Here is a 17,452-nt window from a genome sequence, read left to right as displayed (position 1 = left end):
CGACGGACGGTGACCCGATGATCCGACACACCCTGTCCTTCCGCTTCGCCGACGGAATCGACCAGGCCACGCGCGAGTCCGTGCTGGCCGAGCTGCGCACCTTCCCCGACCGGTACCCGGCCATGCGCGGCTTCGTCCTCGGCGAGAACGTCAGCACCCGCGACCAGACCTTCACCCACACCATGGCCGTCGACTTCGACAGCCAGGACGACCTGCTCGCCTATCTCGGCAGCGAGTCCCACGAGAGCTTCGTGCACACGCGCTGGCGACCGGTCATCGACCGGCAGGCCATCACCTCGTTCGAGTACGCCGAGCGTCCCTCGCTCGCCCCAGGAAGGACAGCGCCCGTGAGCACCCGCCCCCACGGCCCGTACGGCATGGAGTACGCCCGGATCGAGGTTCCGGACATGCAGGCCACGATCGACTTCCTCGAATACCACGTCGGACTGCAGCTGGAGCAGCGTACGGACGAGTACGCCTACCTGCGCGCCGACATCGAGCACCACGCGATCGAGCTGATCCACGCGCCCGAGCGCACCGACGGCTGGACGACCGCGGTCGGCTACAGCGTTGAGAGCGAGGAGGTCCTCGAGCAGCTGCACAAGAGCGTCCTCGACGCCGGCCTCGAGGTCCTTCAGCTGCAGGAGCGGCAGCAGGCGCTGTGCGACAACGGCTTCGCCGTGAAGGACCCGAACGGTCTCGTCATCGAGCTGTTCACCGAGTTCCAGGAGTACGCCGAGCCGCCGCACATCGAGATCCGGCCGCTCGACCTGGTGCACCCCTTCATCGCCACCGCGAAGTACCAGGAGTCGCTGGACTTCTACCAGAACGTCCTGCGGTTCATGCCCTCGGACTACGTCGTCGGCTCGACCACGTTCTTCCGCGGCGAGGACCGCTACCACCACAGCCTCGCGGTGCAGAACAACAAGGAGCACTTCACCGCACACCTGTGCTTCGCGATGAAGAGCCTCGACCACGTCATGCGGATGCGCGCCCGCGCGCTGTACAAGGGCGCGCCGATCGCCTCCGACATCGTCAACCACTCGGCGTCGACGTCGATCGCGTTCTACCTGCACGACACGCGCTTCGGCCCGCGCTTCGAGCTGTGCGACAGCCACCGGGTGCTCACGCCGGAGGAGCACGAGACGCACCGGGCCCGCAGGATGCCGGCCGACCCGCGCAACATCGACGTGTGGCGTCCGGCGTCCGACGACTGGGGACGTTTTTGAGACAGCAGGTGCTTGACGTCCTGCACCTGCTCGACGCGACCCCCGCTCCACGCGGCAAGGAGCGGACAGCGGCCCACCGGCTGCGCGCCTGGTGCGCGCAGCGGTGGCCGCACGTCGAGTGGCAGGTGGTGGAGCACGGCCCCGCGGGCGGCAGCCTGATCGCCGCGCACGGGGCCGGGCCGCTGCTGTACTCCCACCTCGACACGTCGCTGGACGACGGCGGGGCGCACAACCAGCTCATCACCGGCAACGCCGCACCCGTCGCCCCGCTCGGCGTGGACGGCGACGTGCTGGCCGGCTTCGGTCTCGGGGTCGCCCGCGGACCGGCGGCGGCGGCACTCGTCGCGTTCGCCGAGGCGGGTGCCGGGCGGCTGCTGCTCGCCGGGTCCGGGACGCACCGCCGCTCGGGCGGCATCACCGGCCTCGAGGCCTACCTCGACGCCTACCCGCTGCCGCACGCGGCGATCGTCGCCAAGTGCGGCCCGCCCACCCTGCTGTGGCACGAGCCGGGCGCGCTCTACCTGAGCGTCCGGGTGACCGGCCGCTCGGGGGCCGCGATGATGCCCCGGTCGGCCACGCCGCCCGGGGGAGTCGTCGCCCGGGCCGGCATCGTCCTGGACGAACTGGCCCGCTGGCGCACGGCCTACCTGGCCGCCGACCCGCAGGACGGCCAGACGGGCCGGGCGTGCGGCATCGGCGCGATCAGCGGGGGATGGCCGGACAAGCCGGACCTGCTGCCCGCCCAGCTGCGGATCGATCTGTACGTCGTCGCCGGTGACCGGCTGGATCCGGCGGAGCTGGCGGCCGGGCTGGCCGACCGGCTGCGGGCCCGGTGCGCGAAGTCGGTGCTGCGCCACTGCACGGTCGAGGTGGAGGCCGAACCGGTCGCGCCGGCCGCCGCGACGGACGCCGACGCTCCGGTGGTCACGGCAGCACGGGCGGCCTGGAGCGAGGAGTTCGGCGTCAAGCCGCCGCCCATCACCGGCTGGACGGGATCGACCGACGGCGTCGTACTGCGCGCCCGCGGCGTCGACACCGTCCGCCTGGGCCCGCAGGCGAGGCCGGCCGCCGACGATCCCCGTCGCGATGCCCTGTCGTTGGGGCAGTTGACGGCCTACGCGCGCATCTACCGCCGGCTGTTGACCGAGCTGCCGGCGTAGCGCCGCGGTTCCCGGTGCTGCCCGTGCCGAGCGCGGCGGGGCGGGCACCGGCAGCCGTTCCGGCTCCGGGGCCGGCATACCCCCGGATCAACCATGGTGAACTCGAGTTCGCATCAGCGCAGGGTGCAAGCGCCCTGCAGAAAAGTGGGCAGGCGGATGGACAAGGTGGTCGCTTCTGCGGCCGAGGCGGCGAGGGACATCCCCGACGGGGCGTCCCTCGCTGTCGGCGGCTTCGGGCTCAGCGGAATTCCGGGGGCCCTGATCCAGGCCCTGTACGACTCCGGCGTCACGGGACTCGACGTGGTCTCCAACAACTGCGGGGCGATGGAGTCCGGCCTCGCCGTGCTGCTCGACGCGGGCCGGATATCCCGGGTCACCGGCAGCTACATCGGCGGCAACAAGGAGTTCGCCCGCCAGTACCTGGGCGGGGAGATCGAGCTGGAGCTGATCCCGCAGGGCACCCTCGCCGAGCGGCTGCGGGCCGGGGGCTGCGGCATCCCGGCCTTCTACACCCCGGCCGGCGTCGGCACCCAGGTCGCCGACGGAGGGCTGCCCTGGCGCTACGACGGCACCGGCGGCGTCGCCGTCGCCTCACCGGCCAAGGAGGTCCGCGCGTTCGACGGCGTCGAGTACGTCCTGGAACACGGCATCACCACCGACTTCGCCCTGGTGCGGGCGGCCAGGGGCGACCGGCACGGCAACCTCGTGTTCAACAAGTCGGCCCGCAACTTCAACCCCCTCGCCGCCATGGCGGGCCGCATCACGATCGCCGAGGTGGAGGAGCTGGTCGAACCGGGCGCGATCGACCCCGACCATGTGCACCTGCCGGGCATCTTCGTCCAGCGCGTCGTGGCCCTCAGCGCCGAGCAGGCCGCCGACAAGAAGATCGAGAACCTCACGGTGACACCTCAGGAGGTGCGGGTCTGATGGCCTGGACACGGGACGAGATGGCCGCCCGCGCGGCCCGCGAACTGCGCGACGGCGAGTACGTCAACCTCGGCATCGGGCTGCCGACGCTCATCCCCAACCACCTGCCCGAGGGCGTCCACGTCGTACTGGAGTCGGAGAACGGCATCCTCGGCACCGGCCGCTTCCCGTACGAGGACGAGGTCGACCCGGATCTGATCAACGCGGGCAAGGAGACCGTCACCGTGCTGCCCGGCGCGGCCTTCTTCGACTCCGCCCTGTCGTTCGGCATGATCCGCGGCGGCCACATCGACGCGGCCGTGCTCGGCGCCATGCAGGTCTCCGAACGGGGCGACCTCGCCAACTGGGCGATCCCCGGCAAGATGGTGACCGGTATCGGCGGAGCCATGGACCTGGTGCACGGTGCCCGCCGGGTGATCGTCACCATGACCCACACCGCCAAGGACGGCACTCCCAAGATCGTTGAGGAGTGCGACCTGCCGCTCACCGGGAAGGGCTGCGTGGAGCGGATCATCACCGACCTCGGTGTCCTCGACGTCACCGACGCCGGCCTCCTCCTCGTCGAGACCGCCCCCGGCGTGACCGCCGAGGAGATCACCGTGAAGACGGCGGCGAAGGTGCTCATCGCTGAAGGAATCCGGGCCTAGCCCTCCGCGACGAGTACATCCGCTCCATGCAGGCGGACGCCGGACCCCTTCCAGCACACGGCTGGTGTCCCTGGGGGTCCGGCGTATCGCCTTGCTCGCGCCCGGCCTCCGGGCCGGCGCGTGAGATCGCCGGCCCGACGGACTGTGAGCCGACGGGCCGGTCGACGTGTTGCGACTCCGCTGACCGGGCGCGCTCCCGGGCTTCTCCGCCGTGACAGACGACCGCCGCAGCCAGAGGTCGCTCTGGCTGCGGCGGTCGCGAGTTCTCCCCCGGGGGCACGAGGACGGTCAGCGGCGCTCGAACGCCGTCACACGCCCCAGTCGTCGTTGACGGTGACGGCGTCGGTGATGCGGAACCGGCCGCCCGGCACCAGCGGTGTGGTGGGCTCACCCATCACGACGACGTGCTTGCCGAACCGGGGTGCCAGCGGCCGGCCGACGTCGCGCTTGAGCCACAGCCGTATCAGGTGCCGGCGGCGCTCCGGTTCCGGGTGGTCGATGTAGCTGGTCCGCGAGTGCAGTGCGGCGTAGTTGAGCAGCCACTGCACGTCTCCCGGCTGGAAGTCCATGTCGATCGGCAGGCCGGGCTCCTGCGAGATCTCGTCGAAGAGGGTGATGGCCGCGGCCTGGTCGGGCGTCAGCTGGGGCACACCGGGGTATTCCTGGGCGCTGAAGATCATCGAGTTGCCGGCGTACGTGCTGAAGATGCCGTCGACGTGGCTGATGATCGGCGAGGTGTAGGTGAGTTCGGGGGAGTCGGGGTCCTGACGCCGCCAGTCCCAGTGGTAGGTGTCGAAGAGCCGCGCAGCGAGGTCCGGCCGGCGGCGCAGCATCTCGTTGTAGATCGTGGTGCCGCTGACCAGGCTGGAGGCCCCGCCGTCCTTGGCGCCGCGCAGGCACATCAGGGCGACGACGTCGGAGCTGTCCGAGTGGAACGGCAGCCGGTCCCGAATGCGGGAGGGCAGCGCGCCCTCGTCGGACATCGTTTTGTTCGACGTGGCGATCACGTGGTCGAGCAGGTCGCCCCGCTGGCTCTGCCCGATCGGCTGGCCGAGGTGCAGGCCCATGATGAAGAAGATGGCCCCGGAGACGGGGTCGCCGTACTCCTCGGTCCGCAGGCCACGTACCAGGATGAAGCCCCGGCCGGCGTCCATCTGGCGGGCGCACTCGTCGTTGAGGGCGCGACAGGCGTCGAACGGGTAGTCGGCGGCTGTGACGGTGCGCAGGTCGGGGTCGTCGGCGACGAAGCGCCGTCCCAGGGCTTCCAGCTCGGCGCGCTCGGCGTCACTGAGGATGTAGATCCACTCGGTGGACTTCGACAGCTCGTCGCCGCGCCAGGCGGACGGCCCGGAGATCGGCTGAAGACCGACAGTGGTGGTCACGATGATGCACTCCTCGAAGATGTGATGGGAAAGCCCGTCGGCGAAGACACAACGGGCGACGAACGCGGACGTCGAGGACGACGGGCGTTTCGGTGTCGCGGGGGCTCGTCACGTGGCGACGAACCGCACTCAGAAGGGAGTCTGAGGCTCGCCGACAGCCGTGCCGGGGCGCAGTCCCTCGCGGGGAGGGAAGTAGCTGAGCGGCTCGTCGTAGGTCCGGCGGCCGGCGCACGACACGAGCAAGGCGCCGATCAGGGCGACTGGCCTCATGCTGGTCCGTCCTTTCGAGAAGTGCCTCCACCATAGGAGAGGTCGGGGCCGTCGTCAATATGCGAGATGTCGTCTCGTGATGCAGTACATGAGGAGTGGATGGCCGACACGGGGCGGTGGACGCAGGAAGCAGCGCTGCCAGGTGATCCAGATACCGGTAGCCGAGGCTCGCCCGGGAACCCCTGCCCGCACCCCTGCGTACCCTGTCCCCGTGTCAGCCTCCCGCCTGCGTCGCGTCGCCGTTCTCGTGCTCGAAGGCGCGAAGCCGCTCGATGTCGGCATCCCCGCGCAGGTGTTCACGACGCGCGCGAGCATGCCGTACGAGGTGCGGTTGTGCGGTGCGGCGCCCGGTCTCGTGACCGGCGGCGACGGTCTCTCGTACCACGTCGCCCATGGCCTCGACGCACTCGTGTGGGCCGACATCGTGTTCCTCCCCGGCTACCGCCTCCCGGACCGTGACGATCCGCCGCGGGCCGTCGTCGACGCGCTGGTCGCCGCCCACCAGCGGGGCACCCGGCTCGCCGCCATCTCAACGGGTGCCTTCGCGCTCGCCGCGACGGGTCTGCTGGACGGCAAGCGCGCCACGACTCACTGGCACTACACGCGGGCGCTGATGGCGAGGCACCCGCTCGTTCAGGTGGACGAGAACGTTCTGTTCATCGACGAGGGCAGCGTGCTCACCTCGGCCGGCGCCGCCTCGGGCATCGACCTGTGCCTGCACATCCTGCGCGGCGACCTCGGAGTGGCCGCGTCGAACCACGCGGCCCGGCGCCTGGTCGCGGCCCCCTATCGCAGCGGCGGTCAGGCGCAGTACGTGCCGCGCAGCGTGCCCGAGCCGCTCGGCGAACGCTTCGCCGCCACCCGCGAATGGGCGTTGCACCGGCTCGGCGAGCCCCTCACCCTCGAGTCACTGGCGCGGCAGGCCGCGGTCTCGCCGCGCACGTTCTCCCGGCGCTTCGTCGAGGAGACCGGCTACACGCCGATGCAGTGGGTCATGCGCGCCCGCATCGACATGGCCCGCGAGCTGCTGGAGCGTTCGCAGCGCGGCGTGGAGCAGATCGCCGCCGACGTCGGCCTCGGCACCGGCGCGAACCTGCGGCTGCACTTCCAGCGCATCCTCGGCACCACACCGAGTGAGTACCGGCGCACCTTCGCCCAGGGCGAGTAGGCCGACCACTGGCGCGATCCTTTTGAACCGTGGCGATCACGCCACTGTCAGCGGGGCCGGCCGCGAGCGAGCCTGGTGGCAAACGGAAGGGACACCACTGATGACTCGCATCGCCGTCAACGGATTCGGCCGCATCGGACGCAACGTGCTGCGCGCACTGCTCGAACGCGACAGCGACCTCGAGGTCGTCGCCGTCAACGACCTCACGGAGCCCGCCACCCTCGCGCGGCTCCTCGCCTACGACACGACGGCCGGCCGACTCGGCCGTCCGGTGACCGTCGAGGGGGACGCCCTCGTCGTCGACGGCCGGCGGATCACCGTGCTGGCCGAGCGTGAACCGGCGCGACTGCCGTGGGCCGAACTCGGTGTCGACATCGTCCTCGAGGCGACCGGCCGCTTCACCTCGGCCAAGGCCGCCGGCGCCCACCTCGACGCGGGCGCGAAGAAGGTGCTCGTCAGCGCCCCGTCCGACGGCGCCGATGTCACCCTGGCCTTCGGGGTGAACACGGATGCCTACGACCCCGCCGTACACACGGTCGTCTCGAACGCCTCGTGCACGACCAACGCGCTGGCGCCACTGGCCGCGGTGCTCGACGAACTCGCCGGGATCGAGCACGGCTTCATGACGACGGTGCACGCCTACACGCAGGAACAGAACCTGCAGGACGGCCCGCACCGGGACCCGCGCCGCGCCCGAGCCGCGGGTGTCAACATCGTGCCGACCACGACGGGCGCCGCCAAGGCGATCGGCCTGGTGCTGCCGAACCTGGACGGCAAGCTGTCGGGCGACTCGATCCGGGTGCCGGTTCCGGTGGGCTCCATCGTCGAGCTCAACACGACCGTTGCCCGCGACGTGACGCGCGACGACGTGCTGGAGGCATACCGCTCCGCGGCGCAGGGGCCACTCGCCGGCATCCTCGAGTACTCGGACCTCCCGCTCGTCTCCTCGGACATCACCGGCAATCCGGCCTCGGCGATCTTCGACTCGGCCCTCACCCGCGTCGAGGGCCGCCACGTGAAGGTGGTCGCCTGGTACGACAACGAGTGGGGCTTCTCGAACCGCGTGATCGACACGCTCGAGCTCCTCGCCGCCCGCTGACCCGGGAACTCGGGCCCGCTGCAAGCCGGTTGACCGAGCTCCGGCTCTCGACACCGGCCGGCACGATCGGGACTCATCCCACAGCAGGATGAAGGATCCGGTCGCCGCCGCCGCAGAGCACCGCACCGCGGGCGGGCCCTCCTCCCGCAGGACCTCGATCCGAGGGCTCGGCGGACGTCATGACGGCGCCTGGGCGGGGCACTCGCAGGCGCATGAAGGCGATGCCGACAAGGCGCGTGCTGTCGGCCACCGTCGTACTGACGGTCCTCTTCGTCGCCGTGGCATGCGGTGACCACGGACGCGGGGAGTTCCTGGATACGAAGTCCAGTCGCCTGCGGGACGATGCGACGATCCTGCTGCTGGAGTGGAAGCCGCCCACCCGACTGGCGTAGTCCGAGGCGCAGCACCGCGCTCGTGGCCGGTCGCGGATGTCGGGCGCGAGCCCGTCCGCATGCCTGGGCCGAGCGTGGTCAGCCCACGCACAGCACGAGCAGGCAGATCTGCGACGGCGAGGTCGCGGCAGGCTCGGTGTTCGCCGGTGACGTCCCCGAGTCCGTGCTGCCGTCGGTGGCAGCGGGCGCGGGCGTCTGCGCAGGCGCCGTTGCCGCTGTGTCGGCCGTGTCGGCGGTGTCGGTGCGGTCGGACGCCGTCGTGTTGGATGAGTTGGCGGCGGACTGTGGCTGCGGGGCCGCAGGCGTCGCCGTACGAGGAGGGGCAGCGGCGTCGGGCTGCACGTTCGACGGCGTGGCGGGCAGCGACGCGGTGGCGTACTCCCCGTGCGGAAGGCCGGGCGCGGGCGACCGTGTGGGCGGTGTGGGCGAGGAACGGTGTGCGTCCGGCTCCGTCGATGTCGATCGCGCGTCCTGCGCCGCCTGCTGTTCGACGGCACTCGTTCCCGGGTCCGTCGCCGCTGTGGCCGTGTGCGCCCGGTCGCTGGACTGCCGGTGCGTCGAGGCCAGAGTCAGGCCGCCGCCGACGAGCGCGACGGCGGTCGCGACCACGGCCCGGCGCTGGTTCTTCTTCCAGCGGGCACGCTGGCGACGCCGTGCCGCCCGCCCCTCCGGCACGGCCGGCACGCCTTCGGGATCACCGGACCCGGTGGACTGCGGGACCCTCTCCAGGACGCCGGCGCCCGCCGACCCGTCCACACCGCCATGAAGTCGGCCCTGATGCCGCGTGTCCCGGGCCGCGGACTCCGATCCATCTGCCGCACCGGTCATCGCCGTGGCGAACAGACCCCGGTCGATGTGACCGTCGGCGGTGACCGGAGCGATGTCCGGTGCGTAGGCGCCGCACCCGGGGCACACCAGGGCGCCATTGAGATGCCTGCGGCACGTGGAGCAGTAGTCCATCTGCGGTCTTCCTGAGTCGGCACGCCGTCGACCCGACAAGGGGTCACGGCCCGGTCACGTTCGCACGTGGAATCGAGCGTTCAGTAACACTAACGACGCCTTCGAAAGGCAATGTGCAGACCGCGTGAGGCTCGTGCAGGGATTCTGGCGGCTTACGCGTGGGTGCGGTGGGGGTTGAGTCGGCGCGGCGGACCCCGCCCATGGCGACGGCGCCTGTCTTCGTGGCGTGAACCGTGAACTGCGAAGAGGCCGCGGTCCATCTGCGGTGGTGGGCCAACCGGTCGACATGCCTGGCGCGCATCACCTTCAGCCTGAGAAGGGCACGCCACTCGCACATTCAGGGGGAAATTCGCAGCACTTGTGCCCGAATTCTGAATGTCTCGCGGGCGTGTAACACGGCGGCCGATGCCTGGCGCAGACGTAAACGGACCCGTGCGGCGAATCGCGCTCGGGGCGCGGAAAACAGCGCTGTACTCCGCCTTGCACGATCATGCGTCAGATGGGAAACACGTGAGCAATCCCGACCCGATGTCCGGATACCGGTCCTACGACCAGCCCTCGACCCGGCCACCGCGTCACCCCCACCGGGACCGGACCGCCACACGACGCGCGGCCCTGGCTGTCCAGACGGTCGCCGACATCGCCGCCTGCTTCCTGGGCCTGTGGATTCTGCTCCATCTGCTCGGGGCCAACGAAGCCAGTGTCTTCGTGGAGTTCGTGCATGGCACGGCAGATCGGCTGGCCTGGTGGTCGCAGGACATTTTCACCATGGACACAGAGGGCCTTCGCGTCCTCCTCGACTACGGCCTGCCCGCACTGCTTTATCTGTTGGTGGGTCACGGAATCGCCGCGCGGCTCAACCGCGAATGACCGCATGTCCAGTCGGTCAAGCGGCAGAACCACAACACCGAGAAGGATCAGCCCTATGACACCCAACTCAGCCGAGAACGTCCACCTGCCCGTGTACGAGAGCCTGGTGCGTGAACGCGGGGATGCCGTGGCGGAGGCTCGTCAGGTAGCCGAAGAAACGCAGCACCAGGTGACGCAGGCACTGAACTGGCATGGCCCGGTTCAGCCGGAGTCCGCGTCCTGAGTGAGTCGGAGGGTGCCCGGGCGGAAGCCCCGCGGCCAGTGGCGTGGCGATCATGGCGGACTGGGAAATCCGGCCGGCGTCGCCGGCGGACGTCGAGGCGGTGGCCGAGTTGCGCGCCGTGGTGTTACGGGCGGACCTGGAACGGCTCGGTCGGTACGACGAGCGTCGAGTGCGGCAACGACTGCGCGACGGGTTCGACCCCGCGTACACCTGGGTGATCGAGGTGGGCGGCGTGTTCGCCGGCTGTGTGGCGCTGCGGCCGGCCAGGGACGCTCACTGGCTGGAACACTTCTACCTGGCGCCGCATCTGCAGGGCAGCGGTATCGGCTCGGGTGTGCTGCGCGAACTGTTGGGGTCGTGCGACCGCGACCGGGTCCCTGTCCGGCTGAACGTACTGCAGGGCAGTCCGGCCCGAAGCCTCTATGTGCGCCACGGGTTCACTGTCGAGTCCGAGGATCCCGTCGACGTGTTCATGGTGCGCAGGCCGGCATAGAAGGCCGGTCTCATCGCCGGTTTCGGGCGAACTTCCCCGTGTCCGCTCGGAGTTGACAGGACTTACGGGAGTCAGTGCGGTCGGCGTAGTCCCGCGATGAGGAGTTCGACCAGTCGGCGTGGGTCGTAGCGGGCATCGCTGTCCGCGCCGATGCAGAGGTTCCCGACGCCACGCATGAGTTCGTAGGCCTCGAGGTCGGGGCGGATCTCGCCGGATGCGGCCGCGGCGTCGAGCAGTTGGGCGCAGACGGGCACGAGGCGGTCGAGGAAGTGGGCGTGCAGGGCGTCGAAGCCGGCGTCGTCGGACCGCAGTACGGCGGCGAGTCCGTGTTTGGTCACCAGGAAGTCGACGAAGAGGCTGATCCACCGGCCCAGGGCGGCGTGCGGTGTCGGGCTGCTCGCCAGCAGGGCCGGACCGGCCTCGGCACAGGCGTCGACCTGGTGCCGGTAGACGGCGATGATGAGATCCGCTCGTGTCGGGAAGTGGCGGTAGATCGTGCCCAGCCCGACCCCGGCCTTGGCCGCGATGTCGCGTACCGGCGCTTCCACGCCTGACGTGACGAAGACCGCGGCGGCCGCGTCGAGCAGGGTCTCCTTGTTGCGCCGGGCGTCCGCCCGCTTGGACTGGGCCGAGCGCCCCGTGCCCCCGTCGCTGTCGTTCACCACGCCGCTCCCTCCGCTGCCGGGCTTGTCAAACGGAACAGTGTTCCGTATGTTTCCGGAACGAGGTTCCGTTTGCTCATGATGCCAGAGCGGGAGCCCCGCAACCAAGCCATGCGTGGTCGCCACGCTTCATCCACAAGGGAGGAACACGGTCATGCAGTACCGCACCTTGGGCCGCACCGGTGTGCAGGTCAGCTCACTCGCGCTCGGCGCCATGAACTTCGGCAGGATCGGGCGCACCACCCAGGACGAGGCCACCGCCCTCGTCGACGCCGCCCTCGAGGCCGGGATCAACCTCATCGACACCGCCGACATGTACAGCGACGGCGAGTCGGAGGAGATGGTCGGCAAAGCCGTCGCCGGCCGCCGCGACGACATCGTGCTGGCCACGAAGGCGAGCATGCCGATGGGCGACGAACGCAATCACCGGGGTGCCTCGCGTCGATGGCTGGTCACCGAGCTGGACAACAGCCTGCGCCGCCTCGGCGTCGACCACGTCGATCTCTACCAGATCCACCGATGGGACCCGGGCACGAGCGACGACGAGACCCTGTCGGCGCTGACCGACCTTCAGTGCGCGGGCAAGATCCGCTACTTCGGCTCCTCGACCTTCCCGGCCTACCGCATCGTGCAGGCCCAGTGGGCCGCACGCGACCATCACCTGAGCCGTTACGTCACCGAACAGCCCAGCTACTCGATCCTGCAGCGCGGGATCGAAAGCCATGTGCTGCCCGTGACCGAGCAGTACGGGCTCGGAGTGCTGGCGTGGAGCCCGCTGGCCTCGGGCTGGCTGTCGGGCGCGATCCGCGAGGGCCGCACCATCACCACCAGCCGCTCGGCGTTCATGGCGGAACGCTTCGACCTCACCATCCCCGCCAACCGCGCCCGGCTCGACGCCGTCGAGCAACTGGCCGGGGTCGCCGACGAGGCCGGGCTGACGATGATCCAGCTCGCCCTCGGTTTCGTGACCGCGCATCCCGCCGTGACCAGCGCGCCGGACCACCTACGGTCGCAGCTCGCCGCCGCCGACACCGTGCTCACCGCCGACGTACTCGACGCCATCGACGAGATCGTCGCTCCCGGCACCGACCTGGCCGCGCACGAGAAGTACGACACCCCGCCCGCGCTGCTTGACCCGTCACTGCGGCGCCGCTGACCGTCAAGGCCGGCCTGCGCACCCGCTCCCGCAGGTCCCCCGGCCGCGGGACACCGCGCAGTGAGAAGCTCCGTTCCCGGGATCCGGTCCGTGATCAGAGGTCGAGCACCAGCCGGGGCCCGCACGAACGCGAGACGCAGATCAGCATGGTCTCGCCCGCGGCGCGCTCGTCCTCGTCGAGCAGGGAGTCCCGGTGGTCCGGGGTGCCCTCCAGCACGTCCGTCTCACAGGTGCCGCAGGTGCCTTCCCGGCAGGAGAACAGCACCGGGACACCCGCCTCCTCCGCCACTTCGAGCACCGATCGGTCCGGCGGGACGGTGAGCGTGCGGCCCGACCGGCTGAGCACCACCTCGAAGGCGCCGGCCGGAGCGGCCTCGGCCGCCGGCGGGCGGACCGGGGCGAACCGCTCGATGCCCAGGGTCCCGGAGGGCCAGCCCGCGCACTGCTCCTGCGCGGCCCGAAGCAGCGGCTCCGGACCGCAGGCGTGCACCAGCGTGCCCTCGCGGGGCGAGCCGATGAAGGTGGCCAGGTCCAGCAGGCCGAAGGTGTCCTGCGGCCGGATCAGCACCCGGTCCCCGTGACCCTCCAGGCGGTCCACGAACGCCATGGACCCGCGGGTGCGGCCGCCGTACAACAGGCGCCAGTCCGCCCCCGCGGCCTCGGCGGCCTCCACCATCGGCAGGATCGCGGTGATGCCGACCCCTCCGGCGATGAAGAGATGGTGCTCGGCCGCGCGGAGGGGGAAGTTGTTCCGCGGCCCGCGCACCCGCAGGGCCGAGCCCTCGCCGAGACGGTCGTGGACGTACGCCGAACCGCCGCGGCCGTCCGGTTCGCGCAGCACCGCGATCTGCCAGGCCGCCTCGTCGGAGGGGTCTCCGCACAGCGAGTACTGACGGATGAGGCCGTTGTCCAGCAGTACGTCGATGTGGGCACCCGGCGCCCAGGCGGGGAGCGGTTCGCCGTCCGGGGCCCGCAGGACGAGGGAGACGACACCGTCGGCGGCCTCGATGCGGGCGTCCACGACGAGGGTCGTCTCGCTGTGGTCCGGCTGGGACCGCGGTGCCTCGGTGCCCCGGAGGACCTGGAGCGGTGGGTTGGTCATGTGCGTCAACCTGAGTCTCGTACGGGTGGGGGACGAGGGCGGGAGGTCGGGAACCTCAGACGCCCGGTACGTGCAGCAGCAGTGCGTCGCCCTGGCCGCCGCCTCCGCAGAGCGCGGCGGCCCCGGTGCCTCCGCCGCGTCGGAGAAGTTCCTGGGCGAGGGTCAGGACGAGCCGGGCGCCGGTCATGCCGACCGGATGACCGAGGGCGATGGCCCCGCCGTTGACGTTCACCTTCTCCAGGGGGACGCCGAGTTCGCGTACGGAGGCCAGGGCGACCCCGGCGAACGCCTCGTTGATCTCGAAGAGGTCGAGGTCGGCGGCCTTCAGCCGGCCGTCGCGTTCCAGCGCGTCGCGGACCGCCCCGGCCGGCTGCACGAGCAGCGACGGGTCGGGGCCCGCCACGGTGCCGTAGGCGCCGATCTCGGCGAGCGGTGTCAGACCCTCCCGGCGGGCGCGGTCCGCGCTCATCACGACGACGGCCGCGGCTCCGTCGGACAGCTGTGAGGCGTTGCCCGCGGTGATCGTGCCTTCGGGGGAGAAGGCCGGCCTCAGGCGCCCCAGGTTCTCCGCGGTGCTCTGCGGCCGGATGCCCTCGTCGGCCGCCACGACCGTCTCGCCCCGCCGCCCGGTCACCGTGACCGGGGCGATCTCCGCGGCGAACGCGCCCGACTCCTGGGCGCGGTGGGCCCGCTCGTGCGAGAGCGCGCCGTACTCGTCCTGCTCCGCACGCGTGAACGCGAAGGGCCGCTGGTAGCGCTCGGTGGCCGCACCCATGGACACCCCGTCGAAGGCACAGGTCAGCGCGTCGCGGTCGAGGGCGTCCTCGACCGTCGCCGCCCCGTACTTCCAGCCGGTGCGGGACCCGCGCAGCAGGTGCGGGGCGCCGGACATCGACTCCATGCCGCCCGCCACGACCACCTCGTGACGCCCCGAGGCGATCATGAGGTCGGCCAGGGCGATGGCGTGCAGCCCGGACAGGCACAGCTTGTTGACGGTGCTCGCCGGTACGGCGAACGGGACGCCGGCGGCGACCGAGGCCTGCCGGGCCGTGTTGGGACCCGTTCCGGCCTGGACGACATGGCCCATCACGACGGCCTCCACGTCGGCCGGGTCCAGCAGCGCCGCGGACAGTGCGGCGCGTATGGCATGGGCGCCGAGGTCGGCGGCGGACAGGCTGCTCAGCCCGCCCATGAGCTTGCCGATGGGCGTTCTGGCGCCGGCGACGATGACGGATCCGGGCATGTCCGGGACCTCCTGTGGGTGTGGGTGGGTCAGAGGACGGCGTCGACGGAACGTTCCGCGACCAGGTGGGCGGTCTCGTTCACCGAGTGCAGAACGATCCGTCCCCCGGGCATCCGCCGCACCCTGCTGACGGAGGTGTAACCGGGGTGGAACCAGAACATCCGGGGTATGTCGAGCACCGTCGCGAGGTAGGTGTTGGTGATCCCGCCGTGGCACACGGCCGCGATCCGCTGTCCGGGATGGGCGTCCAGCATGGTGTTCATGGCGCCCACCGCCCTGGCCCGGAACGCGTCCCAGTCCAGGTCCGGTACGAAGTCCTCGTAGCGTCCCTCGGCCAGCGCCACCGAACGAGGGTCGTCCGCGTTGATCTGCTCCGGCGGCGTATAGGGGTGCGAGACGTCGGTGTCCCACTCGCGCAGGTCCTCCAGTACGGCGGCGGTCATGCCCGTCAGCCGTTCGAGGGGCGCCGCCGTCTCACGGGCCCGCTGGTAGGGGCTGACGTAGAGGGCGTCGATGCCCTCGGCGGCCAGCCAGGGGGCCAGGCGCTCGGCCTGGGCGATGCCCTCGGGCGACAGGCCCGGATCGAACACGCCCGCGCGGGGGAGGCCGTGCCGGACGAGCAGGAGTTCCGTCATGAAGGGTCCTTCGCATGCGTACGAGTGAGTTCGTACGAGCAGTGAGTTCGTACGAGGAGTGAGTTCGTGTGAGCGGTCAGGGTGCGGCAGCGGTGCTCAGCCGGCGATCGTGCGGTCGGAGTCCCAGTAGGGGCGGCGCATCGCCCGCTTGTCGAGCTTGCCCATGGCGTTGCGAAGGAGTTCCGGGACGACCTCGTAGGTCTTCGGGCACTTGTACGCGGCCAGCCGCTCGCGGCAGAACGTGTGCAGTTCGCCGTCGGCCGGCCCGGGTCCGTCGGTCACGACGACCAGGGCCCGCAGCGATTCACCGAAGTCCGGGTCGGGCACGCCGATGACCGCGACCTCGGCGACCTGCGGGTGCTCGCGCAGCACCGCCTCGCTCTCCGCCGGATACAGGTTCACCCCGCCGGACACCACGACGTCCGAGGCCCGGTCGGTGATGAAGATGTAGCCGTCCGGGTCGACATAGCCGATGTCACCGAGGGTGAAGACGCCGGGCGCGACGTAGGCGGCCTTCGTCTTCTCCTCGTCCGCGTGGTAGCGCACGCCGCGGCCCTCCGGAGCGCGGAAGGCCAGCAGTCCGAGCTCCCCGGCGGGCAGGGGGCGGCCGTCGTCGCCGGTCACCAGGACCTCGAAGGGTGACTGGACGCGCCCCACCGAACCGGGGTGCTCCAGCCACTCGGTGCTGTTGATGCGCGCGACCGTGCCCGCTTCGCTGGCTCCGTACGACTCGGTCAGCACCGGACCGAACCAGTCGATCATGGCGCGCTTCACCTCCGGTGGGCATGCGGAGCCGGTGTGCGCGACCTGGATCAGGCTGGAGACGTCGTAGCGTTCGCGTACCTCCGCCGACAGGGCCAGCAGGCGGGTGAAGTGGGTCGGCACCATCACCGAGGAGGTGACCCGCCACCGCTCCACCCGGTGCAGGAAGGACTCCGCGTCGAACCGGCCGAGAATCACCACCGGTTGGCCGGCCGCCAGATGGCGCAGTGAGGTGAGCGGCCCGTTGTGCTGGAGCGGGCCGCACACCAGGTGCGGTCCCGGGGGGAAGCCGGGCCGGGCGGCCACCGCCTCCAGGTAGGCGGCGCTGTCCGGCACCGGGCCCTGCACCCAGCGCACCTCGGTGCCGCGGGCCCGTCCCGTGGTGCCCGACGTGTAGACCAGCGGCGGGCGGGCGGGGCGGCCGAGGGGCACCGGCACCGGCTCCGCCTCGGCCAGCCACTGGGTCCAGTCCAGGGCGCCGTCCTTGGCCGGCGTCCCGTGGACGACGACGGGGAGGCCGAGTTCCGCGCCCGCCTGCCGGGCGGCCGACTCTCCCGCCGGTCCGCTGATCACCGCCTTCGCGCCCGCGTCGGTGAGCAGGTCGACCAGCTCCCGGGCGGTCAGCTGCCGGGAGACGGCCACCGTCCCGACGCCGGCCCGCAGACCGGCCAGATGGGCCACCAGCGTGGCCACGGCGTTGTCGCCCAGCACGGCGACCCGGTCCGCCGGCTCGGGCGCGACCTCCAGGAAGCGCCCGGACAGGCGTGCCACCTGGTCGGCCAGTCCGGACCAGGACAGGCTTTCCTCGTCGTCGGCCAGTGCGGTCGCGTTCGGCAGTTCGCGGGCACGCAGGTCGAGTGGCTGTAGGGACATGGATCCTCCGGCGCTCCTGGTTCGCCCTCTCCCTCGCTCCACCGGGTGCACCCCGTCTGCCCAGCGGCCGGGCAGCGGGAGAGGCGACGCCAAGACTGTAGCGTTTATCAAGAAAGTACGGAACACTCTGACCCGAGACGGAGGCACCCACCCTTGTTGGGCAGGTGTGCAGCTCTGATCCGAGTCGCCCTTACTGAAG

Annotated in this window: 19 protein-coding genes; 11 read left to right on the top strand and 8 right to left on the bottom strand. The window is 71.1% G+C overall.

Annotated features, from left to right (window positions below; translation table 11 throughout):
- Positions 1-17: 17 nt before the first annotated feature.
- The 4 genes from ACZ5XS_RS21030 to ACZ5XS_RS21015 all read left to right on the top strand — a co-directional run bounded on the left by ACZ5XS_RS21030 (position 18) and on the right by ACZ5XS_RS21015 (position 3,963).
- The gene (locus tag ACZ5XS_RS21030) at positions 18-1,229 is read left to right on the top strand and encodes a Dabb family protein (protein WP_468653417.1); all 1,212 of its coding nucleotides are present in this window, start codon (positions 18-20) and stop codon (positions 1,227-1,229) included.
- Entirely contained in the window at positions 1,226-2,389 is a 1,164-nt protein-coding gene (locus ACZ5XS_RS21025) for a hypothetical protein (RefSeq protein ID WP_468653415.1), read from the top strand. Before ACZ5XS_RS21030 ends, ACZ5XS_RS21025 begins: the two co-directional genes overlap by 4 nt.
- 156 nt (positions 2,390-2,545) lie before the next feature.
- Positions 2,546-3,316 carry a CoA transferase subunit A gene (locus ACZ5XS_RS21020; protein WP_468653413.1) on the top strand — a complete coding sequence of 257 codons (771 nt, stop codon included), beginning with the start codon at positions 2,546-2,548 and terminating at the stop codon, positions 3,314-3,316.
- Positions 3,316-3,963, top strand: a complete 648-nt coding sequence (locus ACZ5XS_RS21015) for a CoA transferase subunit B (protein ID WP_468653411.1) — start codon at positions 3,316-3,318, stop codon at positions 3,961-3,963. The genes ACZ5XS_RS21020 and ACZ5XS_RS21015 overlap by 1 nt, the downstream gene beginning before the upstream one ends.
- A gap of 308 nt (positions 3,964-4,271) precedes the next feature.
- On the opposite strand, the gene ACZ5XS_RS21010 is transcribed toward ACZ5XS_RS21015, so the two are convergent.
- Complete coding sequence (locus ACZ5XS_RS21010; protein ID WP_468653409.1) at positions 4,272-5,345, bottom strand: TauD/TfdA family dioxygenase; 1,074 nt, start codon at positions 5,343-5,345, stop codon at positions 4,272-4,274.
- Positions 5,346-5,474: 129 nt separating this feature from the next.
- Positions 5,475-5,615, bottom strand: a complete 141-nt coding sequence (locus tag ACZ5XS_RS21005) for a hypothetical protein (RefSeq protein WP_468653407.1) — start codon at positions 5,613-5,615, stop codon at positions 5,475-5,477.
- Between the two features lie 211 nt (positions 5,616-5,826).
- Here ACZ5XS_RS21005 and ACZ5XS_RS21000 point away from each other — a divergent pair, with 211 nt between their 5' ends.
- The 3 genes from ACZ5XS_RS21000 to ACZ5XS_RS20990 all read left to right on the top strand — a co-directional run bounded on the left by ACZ5XS_RS21000 (position 5,827) and on the right by ACZ5XS_RS20990 (position 8,274).
- Positions 5,827-6,783 carry a GlxA family transcriptional regulator gene (locus tag ACZ5XS_RS21000; protein WP_468653405.1) on the top strand — a complete coding sequence of 319 codons (957 nt, stop codon included), beginning with the start codon at positions 5,827-5,829 and terminating at the stop codon, positions 6,781-6,783.
- 100 nt (positions 6,784-6,883) lie between these two features.
- Entirely contained in the window at positions 6,884-7,882 is a 999-nt protein-coding gene (gene gap / locus ACZ5XS_RS20995) for a type I glyceraldehyde-3-phosphate dehydrogenase (RefSeq protein WP_468653403.1), read from the top strand.
- 221 nt (positions 7,883-8,103) lie between these two features.
- Complete coding sequence (locus ACZ5XS_RS20990; protein WP_468653402.1) at positions 8,104-8,274, top strand: hypothetical protein; 171 nt, start codon at positions 8,104-8,106, stop codon at positions 8,272-8,274.
- A 78-nt stretch (positions 8,275-8,352) separates the two neighbouring features.
- On the opposite strand, the gene ACZ5XS_RS20985 is transcribed toward ACZ5XS_RS20990, so the two are convergent.
- Positions 8,353-9,234 (bottom strand): SCO2400 family protein, encoded by an 882-nt coding sequence (locus ACZ5XS_RS20985; protein WP_468653400.1) that lies wholly within the window; start codon positions 9,232-9,234, stop codon positions 8,353-8,355.
- A gap of 510 nt (positions 9,235-9,744) precedes the next feature.
- On the opposite strand from ACZ5XS_RS20985, the gene ACZ5XS_RS20980 reads away from it, so the two are divergent.
- Genes ACZ5XS_RS20980 through ACZ5XS_RS20970 form a run of 3 tightly spaced genes read left to right on the top strand, consistent with a single transcriptional unit; the run spans position 9,745 to position 10,820 of the window.
- Positions 9,745-10,104 carry a hypothetical protein gene (locus ACZ5XS_RS20980; RefSeq protein WP_468653399.1) on the top strand — a complete coding sequence of 120 codons (360 nt, stop codon included), beginning with the start codon at positions 9,745-9,747 and terminating at the stop codon, positions 10,102-10,104.
- A 55-nt stretch (positions 10,105-10,159) separates the two neighbouring features.
- Complete coding sequence (locus tag ACZ5XS_RS20975) at positions 10,160-10,327, top strand: hypothetical protein (RefSeq protein ID WP_468653397.1); 168 nt, start codon at positions 10,160-10,162, stop codon at positions 10,325-10,327.
- 52 nt (positions 10,328-10,379) lie between these two features.
- A complete protein-coding gene (locus ACZ5XS_RS20970; protein ID WP_468653496.1) occupies positions 10,380-10,820 on the top strand; it encodes a GNAT family N-acetyltransferase in 441 nt (146 codons plus the stop codon).
- A gap of 71 nt (positions 10,821-10,891) precedes the next feature.
- On the opposite strand, the gene ACZ5XS_RS20965 is transcribed toward ACZ5XS_RS20970, so the two are convergent.
- Entirely contained in the window at positions 10,892-11,482 is a 591-nt protein-coding gene (locus tag ACZ5XS_RS20965) for a TetR/AcrR family transcriptional regulator (RefSeq protein ID WP_468653395.1), read from the bottom strand.
- A gap of 154 nt (positions 11,483-11,636) precedes the next feature.
- Here ACZ5XS_RS20965 and ACZ5XS_RS20960 point away from each other — a divergent pair, with 154 nt between their 5' ends.
- Complete coding sequence (locus tag ACZ5XS_RS20960) at positions 11,637-12,638, top strand: aldo/keto reductase (protein ID WP_468653393.1); 1,002 nt, start codon at positions 11,637-11,639, stop codon at positions 12,636-12,638.
- Positions 12,639-12,732: 94 nt separating this feature from the next.
- Here the strand turns inward: ACZ5XS_RS20960 and ACZ5XS_RS20955 are convergent, their stop codons facing one another.
- From ACZ5XS_RS20955 to ACZ5XS_RS20940, 4 genes are all read right to left on the bottom strand, one after another.
- Positions 12,733-13,740, bottom strand: a complete 1,008-nt coding sequence (locus ACZ5XS_RS20955; RefSeq protein ID WP_468653391.1) for a PDR/VanB family oxidoreductase — start codon at positions 13,738-13,740, stop codon at positions 12,733-12,735.
- A 55-nt stretch (positions 13,741-13,795) separates the two neighbouring features.
- Complete coding sequence (locus tag ACZ5XS_RS20950; RefSeq protein ID WP_468653389.1) at positions 13,796-14,983, bottom strand: acetyl-CoA C-acyltransferase; 1,188 nt, start codon at positions 14,981-14,983, stop codon at positions 13,796-13,798.
- Between the two features lie 29 nt (positions 14,984-15,012).
- Positions 15,013-15,618 (bottom strand): histidine phosphatase family protein, encoded by a 606-nt coding sequence (locus ACZ5XS_RS20945; RefSeq protein WP_217238092.1) that lies wholly within the window; start codon positions 15,616-15,618, stop codon positions 15,013-15,015.
- A gap of 96 nt (positions 15,619-15,714) precedes the next feature.
- Positions 15,715-17,253 carry an AMP-binding protein gene (locus ACZ5XS_RS20940; RefSeq protein ID WP_468653387.1) on the bottom strand — a complete coding sequence of 513 codons (1,539 nt, stop codon included), beginning with the start codon at positions 17,251-17,253 and terminating at the stop codon, positions 15,715-15,717.
- Between the last annotated feature and the right edge of the window lie 199 nt (positions 17,254-17,452).

Source organism: Streptomyces sp. NPDC033131 (assembly GCF_055578365.1).
The sequence above is the reverse complement of the archived record's forward strand: the minus strand, read 5'-3'. Positions and strand labels throughout refer to the sequence as shown.